Source organism: Allobosea sp. (assembly GCF_030695125.1).
In the GTDB taxonomy this organism is placed as follows: domain Bacteria; phylum Pseudomonadota; class Alphaproteobacteria; order Rhizobiales; family Beijerinckiaceae; genus Allobosea.
The window spans coordinates 12,982-27,356 of sequence record NZ_JAUYTP010000016.1; the positions used below are offsets into that span (position 1 = coordinate 12,982).

General features: G+C 66.5%; 14 protein-coding genes. 9 read left to right on the forward strand and 5 right to left on the reverse strand.

All coding sequences use genetic code 11. From position 1 onward, the window contains the following. Positions 1–6: 6 nt before the first annotated feature. Positions 7–477, reverse strand: coding sequence for a pilus assembly protein N-terminal domain-containing protein (locus Q8S38_RS03500; RefSeq protein ID WP_371125822.1), 471 nt, complete (start codon positions 475–477; stop codon positions 7–9). Positions 478–945: 468 nt separating this feature from the next. Between Q8S38_RS03500 and Q8S38_RS03505 the strand changes: the two genes are divergently transcribed. From Q8S38_RS03505 to Q8S38_RS03545, 9 genes are all read left to right on the forward strand, one after another. Beyond that, complete coding sequence (locus tag Q8S38_RS03505; RefSeq protein WP_305679040.1) at positions 946–1,119, forward strand: Flp family type IVb pilin; 174 nt, start codon at positions 946–948, stop codon at positions 1,117–1,119. 160 nt (positions 1,120–1,279) lie between these two features. After that, positions 1,280–1,789 (forward strand): A24 family peptidase, encoded by a 510-nt coding sequence (locus Q8S38_RS03510; protein ID WP_305679041.1) that lies wholly within the window; start codon positions 1,280–1,282, stop codon positions 1,787–1,789. Positions 1,790–1,936: 147 nt separating this feature from the next. Next, entirely contained in the window at positions 1,937–2,716 is a 780-nt protein-coding gene (gene cpaB / locus Q8S38_RS03515) for a Flp pilus assembly protein CpaB (protein ID WP_305679042.1), read from the forward strand. Beyond that, positions 2,713–4,170 (forward strand): type II and III secretion system protein family protein, encoded by a 1,458-nt coding sequence (locus tag Q8S38_RS03520; RefSeq protein WP_305679043.1) that lies wholly within the window; start codon positions 2,713–2,715, stop codon positions 4,168–4,170. The genes cpaB and Q8S38_RS03520 overlap by 4 nt, the downstream gene beginning before the upstream one ends. A 63-nt stretch (positions 4,171–4,233) precedes the next feature. Next, positions 4,234–4,974 (forward strand): CpaD family pilus assembly protein, encoded by a 741-nt coding sequence (locus Q8S38_RS03525; RefSeq protein WP_305679044.1) that lies wholly within the window; start codon positions 4,234–4,236, stop codon positions 4,972–4,974. Continuing rightward, positions 4,974–6,236, forward strand: coding sequence for an AAA family ATPase (locus Q8S38_RS03530; protein WP_305679045.1), 1,263 nt, complete (start codon positions 4,974–4,976; stop codon positions 6,234–6,236). The genes Q8S38_RS03525 and Q8S38_RS03530 overlap by 1 nt, the downstream gene beginning before the upstream one ends. Before the next feature lie 106 nt (positions 6,237–6,342). Next, positions 6,343–7,788, forward strand: coding sequence for a CpaF family protein (locus Q8S38_RS03535; protein ID WP_305679046.1), 1,446 nt, complete (start codon positions 6,343–6,345; stop codon positions 7,786–7,788). Between the two features lie 27 nt (positions 7,789–7,815). Further along, entirely contained in the window at positions 7,816–8,793 is a 978-nt protein-coding gene (locus Q8S38_RS03540; protein WP_305679047.1) for a type II secretion system F family protein, read from the forward strand. A gap of 10 nt (positions 8,794–8,803) precedes the next feature. Beyond that, positions 8,804–9,781 carry a type II secretion system F family protein gene (locus tag Q8S38_RS03545; protein ID WP_305679048.1) on the forward strand — a complete coding sequence of 326 codons (978 nt, stop codon included), beginning with the start codon at positions 8,804–8,806 and terminating at the stop codon, positions 9,779–9,781. Positions 9,782–9,835: 54 nt separating this feature from the next. Here Q8S38_RS03545 and Q8S38_RS03550 read toward each other — a convergent pair whose 3' ends face one another. The 4 genes from Q8S38_RS03550 to Q8S38_RS03565 form a co-directional block, all read right to left on the reverse strand. Further along, positions 9,836–11,128 carry a four-carbon acid sugar kinase family protein gene (locus Q8S38_RS03550; protein WP_305679049.1) on the reverse strand — a complete coding sequence of 431 codons (1,293 nt, stop codon included), beginning with the start codon at positions 11,126–11,128 and terminating at the stop codon, positions 9,836–9,838. Between the two features lie 8 nt (positions 11,129–11,136). Then, positions 11,137–12,411, reverse strand: coding sequence for a ribulose-bisphosphate carboxylase large subunit family protein (locus Q8S38_RS03555; RefSeq protein WP_305679050.1), 1,275 nt, complete (start codon positions 12,409–12,411; stop codon positions 11,137–11,139). Between the two features lie 138 nt (positions 12,412–12,549). Next, entirely contained in the window at positions 12,550–13,089 is a 540-nt protein-coding gene (locus Q8S38_RS03560) for a VOC family protein (protein ID WP_305679051.1), read from the reverse strand. 154 nt (positions 13,090–13,243) lie between these two features. Next, entirely contained in the window at positions 13,244–14,260 is a 1,017-nt protein-coding gene (locus Q8S38_RS03565) for a TRAP transporter substrate-binding protein (protein WP_305679052.1), read from the reverse strand. Positions 14,261–14,375 lie beyond the last annotated feature (115 nt).

The window sequence follows — 14,375 nt, forward strand, 5'->3', positions numbered from 1 at the left end:
CTCGCGTCAGCGCTTGCTGGCGCCCAAAGCCGCACCGTTGCGCGCGCTGGCCTGCGAGCCGACCTCGGTGAAATGCTTCGAGGCGTCGCCGAGCGCGGCGGTTGGCTGGCACACCGGAGTGCAGGAATAGCTTTCCCGCTCGAGGCCGCGCTGAACTGTCAGCATGGAGTCGGAATCCGCGCCCACGCGCACGAGCGATTCCGCCAGCAGCGTCCCGCTCGCATCGAGCGCGATCAGGTTGGTGACGCCGAAGCTCTTGCCGGTGACGATCATCACGCCATTCTTCTGCACGGCCACATCCGCGATGGCCGGATTCCCGACGATGACGGTCTGGGCCTTCTCGGGCAGCCGCACGACCTTGGCGTGATCGACCATGACGATGACGCTTTCCGCCTTCGTCGGCTGCGGAGCCGCCCCCGCCGGCGACAGGCCGGCCGCCAGCATCATGGTGCCGAAGCCTGCGGCCAGAGCCGTCATGGTCCAGGCCGAGCCTGGCCGGGACCGCGATCCTGCTGCCGGGAGAGTGGACATCGCGCTGCCTCAAGATTTCCGAGAGCGTCAGGAAAGCGCAAAATGATGAACCAATCCCTAATTGGGTGCCGGCGATTGATTTGATCGGGTCACGGAGCCGATGACCAAGCGAAAGACGGCCTCGAAAGCCTGCAAGAGCCCTCTGCGATTGCGCGGAAGGCCTAGTTATCGCGGCAAAAAATATCGTATTGGAGCTATCATGACTGCCGATGACACAATGAAAATCTAGATTTAGACTTCATTCGGTCACATCAATCGTACGTTAACCAACGAAACGATGTCTGCAAGATCGGGCGAATTCTTCTATCGCCTTAACCGATCGGCAAGGGGGGCGCGGTAATGTCCATTTGTCGCTGACCGAAGCCGCTTCAGAGCGAAGGCAGCCGTCAAACCGTGGTGTAAAGGAGTTTTATCATGACCAACCTCGTCAAGAGCTTCATCAAGAACGAATCCGGTGCCACCGCCATCGAGTACGGCCTGATCGCCTCGCTCGTCGCCGTCGCCGCCATCGCCGGCATGACCACGCTCGGCACGAGCCTGAAGACGACCTTCACCGACATCGGCGGCCAGCTCAAGGGCAAGAACTGATCGTCTTCGCAATCTCGCGAAAGGGACGCCCTGGTTCGCCAGGGCGTCTTTTGCGTTGAGGGGCTGCGTTTCTCAAGACAACGCCGCTCTGACGGTAAGACAAATCTCAGATCTCGTCCGCCATAGTGTTTGAGTTCGACGTCAGCAAGGAGGTCTCACCATGTCAGTCTCTCTCGTGGCAATGCTGGTGTTTTTCCCTGCAGCGATGGCCTATGCTGCGGCGAGCGATCTCTTCACCATGACGATCTCTAATCGTCTCTGTCTTGTTCTCCTGGTCGGGTTCCTCGCATGCGCGGCCCTGCTGGGGATTTCTCTGCACCAGATCGCGATGCATTTCGCCGCCGGAGCCTTGGTTCTCGTTGTCTGCTTCGGCATGTTCGCCGCCGGTTGGATCGGCGGTGGAGACGCCAAGCTTGCCGCGGTGACGGCCCTCTGGTTCGGCTTCGACCAACTGCTTCCCTATCTGGGCGTCGCGGGCATGTTTGGCGGCGTCCTGACGTTCGGCGTCCTCATGCTGCGGTCCTCGCCGCTTCCCGCTTTCGCCGGCTGGCCTTGGCTGCTCCGGCTTCATTCCGCCAAGGAAGGCGTGCCCTATGGCATCGCGCTGGCGTTTTCCGCGCTTCTGATCCTGCCGGAAACGTCGCTCTGGCGGGCGGCCGTCGGCGCGTGATCGGAGTTGCGCGGGGGAGATTTCGCGTCTCCCGCCGGCGACGGACTGCCGCAGCGTAAAAAGATACGTCCAGTTAACCATAAGTTGACGATTCCAGCCGACGATCCGCTTCGAGAGCCAACTGGGTTTGGCTGAGGGTCAGTCGCTATGAGTCCCGCCCGCATCATCATTCTCCTGGTCGCGCTGGTCGCCGGTATCGGTGCCGCCATGTTGATCAACAAGCCGTCCGAGGCCCCTGCGCCCGCGGCACGCATCGAACAGGCGCCGACGGTGCCGGTTCTGGTCGCCGCGGCCGACATTCCGGTCGGCAACGTCGTCGCCGCCGCCGACATGCGCTGGCTGGACTGGCCGCTCGCCAGTGTGCCCGCCGGGGTTGTCCGCAAGGACGAGGCGCCGCAGGCCGAAGCGGAACTGGCCGGCCAGGTCGTCCGCTACGGCATGCTGGCAGCCGAGCCCATCCGCCGCGAAAAGCTGATCAAGACCGACGGCACCGGCTTCCTCTCGGCGATCCTGCCGTCTGGCATGCGCGCCGTCGCGATCTCGACCGACAGCCGCGGCGCCAACACGGCGGGCGGCTTCATCCTTCCCAACGACCGCGTCGACGTGGTCGTCACGATGAAGGGCCCGGCCGTCGACGGCGAGGGCGATGCCTTTCTGAGCGACACGATCCTGCGGAACCTGCGCGTCCTGGCGATCGGCCAGAATGTTCAGGAGCGCAATGGCGAGAAGGTCGTCATCGGCGAGACGGCGACCCTCGAGGTCGATCCCGGCCAGGCCGAGACCCTGTTTCGCGCCCAGAAGATGGGCACCCTGTCGCTCTCGCTGCGCAGCCTCAAGGATGCCGGCCAGGCCGTGACCGGCTCCACGAGCGAAGGAGCGATGACGATCGTGAAATATGGCGTCAGCATGAGGAGTGCGAACCAGTGAACCGGGATCGTATCGTCCTCTCCTCCGTCCTCTCGGCCGTTCTGGCCCTGTCGCCCCTCGGCGCGGCGCTCGCCCAGACCAGCACGCCGGCGCCGGTCCTCAACGTCGGCACGAGCGAGCACGCCATCGCCCGCAAGCTCGACCTCTCGATCGGACGCTCGCTCATCGTCGAGCTGCCGCGCGACGCCAAGGAGGTCTTCGTCGCCAACCCGAAGGTCGCCAACGCCGTCGTCCGCTCGGCGCGCAAGCTCTTCATCATCGGCATTGCCGACGGTTCGACCTCGATGTTCGTGATCGATGGCGAGGGTCGCCAGATCACGGCCCTGGAGATCGAGGTCGGGCGCGATCTCAATGTGCTGCGCCAGACGCTGCGCACCGCCTTGCCGCGGGCCCAGATCGAGATCAAGCCGGCCGGAAACTCGATCCTGCTCGTCGGCAATGTCGCCAACGCCTCGGAGGCGACACAGGCCGTCGACATCGCCAACGCCTTCGTCGGCACCACGGCCGGGCTGTTTTCCTCCTCCAAGGGCGCGGTCATCAATTCGCTGACGATCCGCGGCCGCGACCAGGTCATGGTCAAGGTCGTCGTCTCGGAAGTCTCGCGCAAGGCGATCAAGCAACTCGGAATCAACTCCACCGGCGAGTGGAAGCTCGGCAATTTTTCGGTCATGCCGACGATCGACAACCCGCTGCCGCTGCAGCCCCAGGCGCTAGCCGCGACCGCGATCACCGCCGGCATCGGCAACTCCACCAATTTCACGCTTCGCGCTCTGGAGCGCGCCGGCCTTTCACGCGTCCTCGCGGAGCCGACGGTGACCGCGATCTCGGGCGAGAGCGCCAAGTTCACGGCCGGCGGCGAGGTTCCCGTCCCGAGCGGTTACACCTGCGACGCCAACAATCTGTGCACGCTGGGCATCACCTATCGCCCGATCGGCGTGGCGCTCAATTTCACGCCGATCGTGCTCTCCGACAACAAGATCAGCATGCGCATCGCCACCGAGGTGACCGAGCTCGACTTCGAGAACCAGCTCCGGCTCAGCAACACCTCGAACACCTCGACGGCGCAGAACGTCAACGCCCCCGCCTTCCGTGTCCGCAAGTCGGATACGACGGTCGAGCTGCCCTCGGGCGGCACGCTGGCGACGGCGGGCCTGATCCAGCGCGTCTCCAAATCCTCGATCAACGGCTTTCCCGGGCTGATGAACCTGCCGATCATCGGCGTGCTCTTCCGCTCGCGCGACTATCAGCGCGAGGAAACCGAGCTGATGATCACGGCGACGCCCTACATCGCCAAGCCGATGGAGCCCAACCAGGTCCAGCGGCCCGATGATGGCTTCGTCGACGCCCATGATGCGCAGGCGATCCTGCTCGGGCGCCTGAACAAGATCTACGGAACCAGCGGCGGACCGCTGCCGCAAGCCTACAAGGGCCGCGTCGGCTTCATCGCCGACTGACGGCCAAGGCTCGATGGCCAAGGTTCGATGGCTAAGGCCGCACGCGCAAGGGATGGCGAGACCATGATGGCTCGATTGCAGCAGAACAACCGGTTCCGGCCCGCAGGGCTCGGCACCGTCCTCCTCGCCGCGGCGCTGCTTGGCGCCTGTGCGGGCAAGGGCGACCTCGCCGAGTCGCGGGTCCCCGTCGATGTCCGCGAGCGACACCCGATCGTGCTGCGCGACGCGCCCCGCTCGCTCGACGTCTTCGTCGGCCGTTCGGGCGGCGGGCTCGACGCCCGCCAGGCCGAGGACGTCGCCGATTTCGCCCAGGAATACCGCCGGTCCGGCAAGGGCGGGCTCGTCGCCCAGGTGCCGACGGGCACACGCCGCGAGATGGCCGCTCACGACACGCTCAACGGCATCCGGGCGGCGCTGGCGCGCGGCGGCGTCTCCGGCAACGCCCTGTCGGTGCGGACCTATCCTGTCGCCGACGCCAACCTTGCCTCGCCGATCCGCTTGACCTTCGCCTCGCTGCAGGCCGGCCTGCCGCATGATTGCGGGCAATGGCCCGCCGACACCGGCGTCTCCAGCTTCAAGGAGGGCATGTCCAACGAGCCGTACTGGAACTTCGGCTGTTCCAGCCAGGCGACGCTCGCCGCCCAGGTCGCCGACCCGATCGATCTCGTTCGCGCCCGCAGCGAGGGCCGCCCCGATATCGCCAAGCGCATGGGCGCCATCGCCAAGATCCGCGACGGCAAGGATCCCTCGACCCAGTACCGCCAGGAAACGCCGCAGATCAATTCGACCGTCGGAGGCCGCTGATGAGCGCCGGGCAGGACTTCGAGGCTCCGACAGCGGGCGTGGCGACCGACGAGGTCGTGGTGCCGCTGCCGCGCGTCACCATGCAGGCTTTCTGCGAGACGCCGGCCGTCGCCGCCACCATGCAGGCCGCCATCGCCGATCGGCGCATGGACAAGGCCCATGCCCGCATCCACATGGGCGGCCCGGCCGCGGCGGTCGAGGCTTTCCGTGCCGCGCCGACGCCCAACATCATCATTCTGGAGACGGTGTCCGATCCCGCCAGCCTCGTCGGTCATCTCGACGCGCTCTCGGAGAGCTGCGACGCCGGCACCAAGGTCGTCGTCATCGGCCATGTCAACGACGTCCAGCTCTATCGCGACCTGATCCGCCGGGGCGTGAGCGAGTATCTCATCGCGCCGCTGAGCACGCTGGATGTGCTGAAGACCCTGTCCGAGCTCTACATCTCGCCCGGCGCCCGCAATCTCGGCCGGATCATCGCGGTGATGGGCGCCAAGGGCGGCGTTGGCGCCTCGACGGTCGCGCACAACGTTGCCTGGGCGATCGCCCGCAACCTCGACGCCTCGACGGTGATCGTCGACCTCGACATCGCCTTCGGCACCGCCGGGCTGGACTTCAACCAGGACCCGCCGCAGGGCATCGCCGAGGCGGTGTTCGCGCCCGAGCGCCTCGACGCCAACATGCTCGACCGGCTGCTCTCGCGCTGCAGCGACAATCTCGCTCTCCTGGCGGCGCCCGCGATGCTCGACCGGACACTCGACCTGCCCGAGGATGCCTTCGACCAGCTTTTCGACCTGCTGCGCGCCACCGTGCCCTGCGTCGTGCTCGACGTGCCCCATGTCTGGAGCGGTTGGGCCCGGCGGGCGCTGATCACCTCCGATGAGATCGTGGTGGTCGCCGGCCCCGAACTCGCTTCGCTGCGCAACGCCAAGAACCTGATCGATCTGGCGCGGGCAAACCGCCCCAATGATTCCGGCGCCAAACTGGTTCTCAATCAGGTCGGCATGCCCAAGCGGCCGGAGATCGACGCGGCAGAGTTCGCCAAGGCGCTCGGCGTCGAGGTCCTGACCTCGATCCCCTTCGACGCCCAGCTCTTCGGCACGGCGGCTAATAACGGCCAGATGATCGCCGAGGTTCAGGCCGGCGGCAAGACCGCCGAGGCCTTCGTCCAGATCGCCAGCAGCCTGACGGGTCGCGGCGAGGCCAAGCGCAGCAAGCGCAGCCTGTTCGAGCCGCTCGTCGCCAAGCTGCGTCGCAAGGCCTGAGCGATGCGGAAACTGCCGATCACGGCTGGCAGCAAGATCGTGGCGGGCGCCGGCATTTCGCGCCTGCGGCGGATCGCGGCGCCAGCTTGCGTGCGAGAGGGTTGAGATGTTCGGAAAGCGATCCCCGGGTGGAGCCGCCGCGCCAGCCCTGGCGCTGAAGGCGCCGGCGGCCGCCGCGCCTTCGCTGCGCCCGTCGGAGCCGCCGGCGGCCGACCCGCGCCGCGCACCGCCACCGCCGGCACCGGCGGAGCAGCAGCGCTCCGACGAATACTATCAGATGAAGAGCATGATCTTCGGTGCTCTCATCGAGGCGATCGACCTTTCCCAACTCGCGAAGCTCGACGGCGAATCGGCGCGTGAGGAAATTCGCGACATCATCAACGAGATCATCTCGCTGAAGAACGTCGTGCTCTCGATCGCCGAGCAGGAGGAACTGCTCGACGACATCTGCAACGACGTGCTCGGCTATGGCCCGCTCGAGCCGCTGCTGGCGCGCGACGACATCGCCGACATCATGGTCAACGGTGCCTCCCGGACCTTCATCGAAGTCGGCGGCAAGATCACCCTCACCAACATCCGCTTCCGCGACAACGCGCAGCTGATGAACATCTGCCAGCGCATCGTCAGCCAGGTCGGCCGCCGCGTCGACGAAAGCTCGCCGATCTGCGACGCCCGCCTTGCCGACGGCTCGCGCGTCAACGTCATCGCCCCGCCGCTGGCCATCGACGGCCCCGCGCTCACCATCCGCAAGTTCAAGAAGGATAAGCTGACGCTCGACCAGCTCGTCAAGTTCGGCGCGATCTCGCCGCCCGGCGCCGAGATCCTGAAGATCATCGGCCGCGTCCGCTGCAACATCGTCATCTCGGGCGGCACGGGCTCCGGCAAGACGACGCTGCTGAATTGCCTGACCAACTATATCGACCTCGACGAGCGCGTCATCACCTGCGAGGACGCCGCCGAGCTCCAGCTCCAGCAGCCGCATGTCGTGCGCCTCGAAACCCGCCCGCCCAATCTCGAGGGCACCGGCGCGGTGACGATGCGCGATCTCGTCAAGAACTGCCTGCGCATGCGCCCCGAGCGGATCATCGTCGGCGAGGTGCGTGGACCCGAGGCCTTCGACCTGTTGCAGGCCATGAACACCGGCCATGACGGCTCGATGGGCACGCTCCACGCCAACACCCCGCGTGAATGCCTCAGCCGTATCGAATCGATGATCACGATGGGTGGCTTCTCGCTGCCGTCGAAGACGCTGCGCGAGATGATCTGCTCGTCGATCGACGTGATCATCCAGGCCCAGCGCCTGCGCGACGGCTCCCGTCGCATCACCCACATCACCGAGGTGATGGGGATGGAGGGCGACGTCATCATCACCCAGGACATCGTGAATTACGACATCATGGGTGAGGACGCCCATGGCAAGCTCATCGGCCGCCATCGCGCCACCGGCATCGGCCGCCCGCGCTTCTGGGAGCGCGCCCGCTATTACGGCGAGGAACAGCGGCTGGCGGCGGCGATCGACGCGCTCGAGCAGGGCGAAGCCGATGCGGCCTGATCGAGCGCGACAGCCGGAGCGGCGGCCATGGATCTGAGCTTCATCGCGGTCTTCTTTCTCGCGACGCTGGCGGCTGGCGGCGTCGTCTATGCCTTGTTCTACCCGATGCTCAGCGGCGAGGCGCGCGCCGAGAAGCGCCGCAAGGAGTTTGCTGCTCCCGTCGCCGCGCGGGGACTCGATCGCGAGGCGCAGGCGCGGGCCAAGCGCGGCCAGATCGCCCAGAGCCTGAAGGAGATCGAGAACCGCGAGAATGCCCGCAACAAGCTGACGCTCGAACAGAAGATCCAGCAGGCAGGCCTGAGCTGGAACCGCAAGAAATTCTATACGGTCAGCGCGATGATGTCGGTCGGAACGGGCTTCATCCTCTTCGTGTTGAGCGGCAATCCGTGGCTGGGGCTGATCGGCCTGTTCATCGGGGCCTTCGGCATGCCTCCCTGGTTCCTCAAATACTGCCGCAACCGGCGCCTGAAGAAGTTCGGCGTCGAGTTTCCCAATGCGATCGACGTCATCACCCGCGGCATCAAGGCCGGCCTGCCGCTGAACGACTGCCTGCGGATCGTCGCGACCGAGGCAACCGAGCCGGTCAAGACGGAGTTTCGCCTGATCATTGAGAGCCAGACGCTCGGACTGCCGCTGACGGACGCGGTCGCGAAGCTCTACGAGCGCATGCCCTGCGCAGAATCGAATTTCTTCGGGATCGTGCTGGCGATCCAGCAGAAGACCGGCGGCAATCTGTCGGAGACGCTCGGCAACCTGTCGAAGGTCATCCGCGAGCGTCGCAAGATGCGCGACAAGATCAATGCCGTCTCGATGGAGGCCAAGGCCTCGGCGGCGATCATCGGCAGTCTGCCGCCAGTCGTGGCGGGCTTGGTCTATGTGACGACCCCTCGCTACATCGAGCTGCTCTGGCTCACCCAATCGGGCAAGTTCGCGCTCGTCGCCTGCGGAATCTGGATGCTCATCGGCATTCTGGTCATGCGCAAGATGATCAACTTCAACATCTGAGGCGACGCTGATGATTGCCCTGATCGCGGACAAGATCGCCGACAGTCAGTTCCTGCTGGCGCTGTTCGTCGCGATCGCCGCCGCCGCAACGGTTCTGACGATCGCGATCCCGCTGACGGAAGGGACCAATCTTCAAAAGCGCATGAAGAACGTCGCCACGGAGCGCGAGAAGATCCGTGCCCGCGAGCGCGAGCGGCTGAACCGCCCGACAGACCGGGTTTCGCTGCGGCAGGAACCGAAGGTCTTCATGCGAAACATCGTCCAGCAGTTCAAGCTGGGCGATTGGCTCGGAACCGAGACGGCGAAGAACCAGCTCGCCATGGCCGGCTATCGCGGCCAGCAGGCCGAGGTCACCTTTCTGTTCTTCCGTCTGGTGATGCCGATCGGCCTGTTCCTGTTCACGCTGTTTTACGTTTTCGTGATCAATGACTTCGGCCAGTCGCTGTTGATCCGGGTCGGCATGGCCGTCGGCGGCGCCTATCTCGGCATCAAGGCGCCGGAGGTGTTTTTGTCGAACCAGATCGGCAAGCGCCAGGCTTCGATGAAGATCGCCTTTCCCGATGCGCTCGACCTGCTCCTGATCTGCGTCGAGTCCGGCATGTCGATCGAACACGCCTTCCGCAAGGTGGCGACCGAGATCGGCGGCCAGTCGGTTCCTCTGGCCGAGGAGTTCGCCCTCTGCACGGCGGAGCTGTCCTATCTGTCCGAGCGTCGGCAGGCCTATGAGAACCTGGCGGCGCGCACCGGTCTCGAAGGTGTCAAATCGGTTTCGACCGCGCTGATCCAGGCCGAGCGCTACGGCACGCCGCTGGGCACTGCGCTGCGCACCCTGTCGCAGGAAAGCCGCGACCAGCGCATGATGGCGGCCGAAAAGAAGGCCGCCTCCCTGCCGCCGAAGCTGACCGTGCCGATGATCCTATTCTTCCTGCCGGTCCTGTTCGTCATCATCATGATGCCGGCGGCGATCCAGGTGATGAAGCTGCAGTGACGCTCGGCAGGCGGAGGCGGATCCGGCTCGCGGGCCGGTCTCTCACCCGCCTGATCAGCACGGGTCGGCTACGGCATCGAAGAAATCGGCCGGCCCCATTTGCCCGCCCTTCAGCACGATATCGAGACCATCGAGGCGCGCCACGTCGCTATGGGCCCGGCAGAGCGGGACGCCTGGTGCCAGAGGCGCGCGGTAAGACAGTCCCCAGATGTCCAGCGACCGGACGGCTAGGCTCGCCGTGTCGCCGCCCGCGATGACGAGGCGGCGGATCGCGACCGCACTCAGGATGCCCTGCAAGAGCCGCCCGGTCGCCATCGCGACGTCGGTGGCGGCTGCGGGGGCCTGCCGCACCGCCTCGGTGACAAGCATGACGTTCTGTCCGCCGGCGAGAATGGCCTCGGCATCCTGTGCCAGCGCCAGGCCGTAGGCGGGTTCCGACAGCAGGCAATGGGCGTCGATGCCGATGGGCGCGTAGGCCGATGAAGCCGCGACCTGGAGCCGTGTCACGGGCGACAGGCTGCCGACGAGGGCCAGAACCGGACCGTTGCGCGGTGGCGGGGCCGGTGACGCGATCGCGGGCTGCCGACGCCCCGGCCACGACGTCGCTAGCGCCAGCGCGACGCTGCTCGGGCCGATGGCGAGCATCGGGCCCTCCGTCATGCGCGCCCAAAGCAGCGCGCCGATGACCGCGAGGTCCTCGCTGCGGGACACGTCGAACAGAACGGTATGCGGGCCGGGGCCGGGAGGCAGCCCGAGCGCGCCCTCGGCCTCGGCCCGATCATAGGCGCGGTAATCGACGAGCGCGACCGGTTCGAGCCCCTGCGCCGCCAGATGCCGGCGCAGATCGGCTTCCGCCATCGGCGTCACCGGGTGGACGCTCATCGTCGGATGGCGGTCGATCCGGTGGACCGCGCCACCGCTGCCGGCCGCCGCGAAGAGCTGGCCGAACAGGCAGTAGCGTCCGAGATTGGGCTGGCCACCGACGACGGGCAGGAGCGGGTGGGGGAAATGCGGTCGCAGCGCCCGCGCCGCCGCGCCGATGCTGCCGATATGCGGCGCGCTGTCGAAGGTCGAGCAGCATTTGTAGTGGAGGATGCCGACGCCGGTCTCGGCGAAGAAGCGACCGGCCAGGGCGAGTTCCCCGGCCATGGCGTCAGGCGCCATGGCGCGCGTGGCGCCCGCGAGACCGATCGCGTCGAGCGGGCCGGCCGCCGTGCGCTGTTCCCGGGTCGGAAGGCGCAGGAACAGCAACGCCCGGATGTTCCGCTCCGCCAGCGTGGCCAGTGTGTCGGTCGCGCCGGTGAAATCGTCGCCATACCAGCCATAGCGGGGGCCAGGGGCGGCCATGGCGGGGATCAAGCCGTGGACCTGCCGAAGAAGGCGAGCGCCTGCCGCAGCTCCGGATGCGCGATGGCCGCTTCGGTCAATGTCTGGCCGGCTGCGACCGCCGCCCAGGCCTGGCGGATGCTGGCGACCCCGGCCGCCGGCCCGCCGGGATGGGCGAGGATGCCGCCCCCCGCCATGAACAGCAGGTCGCAGTGACCGATGGCGTCGAAGGTCGGCTGCGCGGTGCCGGCCCATTGGCCCGAGGAGAAGGCTGGCAGCACGCGGTCGTCGATGCCCTGGCTGAGCGGCGTGACGCAGTCCTTCGCCGAGGACACGACCTCCTCGTCCTCCTGCGCGAACTTTCCCTGCAAGCCGTGGACATGCATGTGGTCGACGCCGGCCAGCCGCCAGAGCGTCTGATAGGCCTGGAACGAGATGCCGAGCATCGGGTGGCGCGAAAGCGCGCCGAAGCCGTTGCGATGGCCATGCAGGGCGAGGTCCGTCGCGCGGCGCAGCGTCTCGACCGCAGAGAAGCCGCACCAGTTGAGGCTCGCCATGACGCAGGTCCCGCCTTCGCGCGCCACGAGGTCGGCATGACGCTTCATCGCGTCGGTCTCGTCGGTGATGTTGAAGGCGATCATCACCGCCTTGCCGGTCCGGTCCTGATGGCGCCGGACCACCGCCATCACGGCCGGGACGCGCTGCGCCAGCGGCGCATGGAGGGGATCGGCTGAAATCTCGTCGTCCTTGATGAAGTCGAGCCCGGCCTCGCAGAGCGTGCCGACGAGCGCGGCCGTCTCCTGGGGGCTCAGGCCGACATTGGGCTTGATGATCGAGCCGACCATCGGTCCATCGCTCGCGCCGGTGAGCGCACGCGTGCCGGCGATGCCCTGGCGCGGCATCTGAAAGCGGGTCCTGAACGCGGCCGGCAGGGTGATGGTGTCGAGCCGCAGGCCCGTGACCTCGCCGAGATCATAGAGGTTGCCGGCGACGATCGAGGCCAGCGTCGCGAGATTGGCGCCGACATTGTCGACCGGGAACGAGATGGAGACGCGCGCGCGCCGCCAGGGACCGCCGATGCCCTTCTTCGCCAGCCAGGCATTGGGCAGGCTGGGAGCGTCGGCGTGTTCGCATTCCGCGACGGACGTCACGACCGCACGGGTGCGGCTGCGCAATTCGTCGGTCTCGCCTGCGACCCGGGTGAAGGTGCCGCTCGACTGCTCGCCCGCCATGATCTCGGCGACCCTGGCGGGGTCGAGCGGCGTTTCGATCAGGTAGGTGGCCTCGAAGCGGGCTGGGTTCATCGGCGTCATTCCTGCCATTCCGGCGGCGTCGTTCTCGGGACCAGCGAAGCGCGGACCCGAGAAGCCCGAGACCGGAACGCACTGGTTTTAGAGATGGTCGGGTCGAGCCCGACCATGGCGCGCCTGGTGCTGTCGGCTCTAGAGCGTGCTGAGATCCGGAAACGGCCGGACAGGGTCCTTGCCGTCCCAGGCTTCCGACGCCTCGCGGATCAGGCGGAACATCTCGCCCTTGGGGCCGGCGACCTCCGAGAGTTCGATCACGGTGCCGGGGTGGTAATGCGTGTCGAAATAGACGAAGCGCCCGCGCTCGCCGACCTCGCCCGACATCACCGGCTCGAAGCCCTGTTTCGTCAGCCGCTCGAGATCGGCGTCGTAGTCGGAGGTCCAGTAGGCGACATGCTGCAGGCCTGAGTGGCCGGCATCGGTGAAGTCCTTGTACATGGAGGGCACGGCGTTGCGGCACTGGATCAGCTCGATCTGGAGCGGCCCGGAATTGGCCAGCGCAACCGAGTTGTGCGGCTCGTAGGACTGGCCCCGGTAGCGGTAGTTCCGGATCGGAACCTTGGGGTTGTAAAAGAACGGACCGACGCCGAGCACGCGGCTCCAGTAATCCATCGCGGCCTCGATATCGGGGACGACATAGCCCGCCTGGCGGATCTGGCCGAAGAAGCGGCTCATGGGAATGCCCTTGTCATGTCGGTGGCGGAGGCCTTGAATCGCAGGCGTCCGGGGTCGTTCACGAGACGGTTGCGATGAGGCGAAGGCCGGAACGCCCGGCGGCGGGGCGCCGCCGGTCCTGGCCTTCGCCCGGGTCGAGGGTGTGGGTCGTCGCTCAGGCGAGCTTGCCGACGGCACCTTCGAGCAGTCCCCAGGCCTCTGCGCCGAACCGCTCCTGCCACTCCTTGTAGAAGCCGGCCTCGCGGAGCTTGGCGCGGAAGGTCTCGGGATCGGTCTTGTTGAAGGCCAGCCCCTTGGACTGGAGATCGGCCTGGACGGTCGCGTTGAGGGCCTTGATGTCGCCGCGCTGCTTGACGCCGGCATCGTTGATCGCGTCGCCGACGATCTTCTGGATGTCCGCCGGCAGGCCGCGCCAGGCGCGGCCATTGGCGATGAACCAGAAGCCGTCCCAGATATGGTTCGAGATCGCGCAGTTCTTCTGCACCTCGAACAGCTTCGCGACCTGGATGATCGGGAGCGGGTTCTCCTGCGCATCGACGACCCGGGTCTGCAGGGCCGAATAGACTTCCGAGAACTGCAGGCTGGCGGGGGCGGCGTCGAGCGCCTTGAACATCGAGATCGAGAGCGGGCTCACCGGCACGCGGATCTTCAGGCCGGCCATGTCCTTGGCGGTCTCGATTGGCTTGCCCGACGTCGTCATCTGGCGAAAGCCGTTGTCCCACATCTTCTCGAAGGCGAACAGGTTCGCCTTGGCGATCGCCTCGCGGACATGGGCGCCGACCTTGCCGTCCATCGCCTTCCAGACCTGGTCGTAATCGGCGAAGGCAAAGCCCACCGCGTTGATCGCCGCCACCGGCACCAGCGTGGCGATGACCAGCGCCGAGGGCGTGAAGAAGGTGATGCCGCCATTGCGCACCTGGCTGAGCATGTCGGTGTCGCCGCCGAGCTGGTTGTTGGGGAAGATCTTGATCTCGACCCGGCCGTTGCTCTCCTTGGCGATGCGCTCGGCCGCCTCCTGGGCGCGGATGTTGAGCGGGTGGCTCAGCGGCAGGTTGTTGCCGTATTTCAGGTCGAACTCTGCTGCGCGCGCGACATGCGGCATGGCGATGAACGAGATCGCAGGCGTGGCGGCAAGGCTCCGCAGGACCGAGCGGCGGGTCGGAACAGTCATCTCTACCTCCCTGGATCGCTGTGCGATCTGTTTGTTTGTGGTTTTCTTCCGCAAACGATAGGAAGCCGTGCTGATGGACGTCAAACTCAATTCTTGATGGTTTTTGATGGGTTTT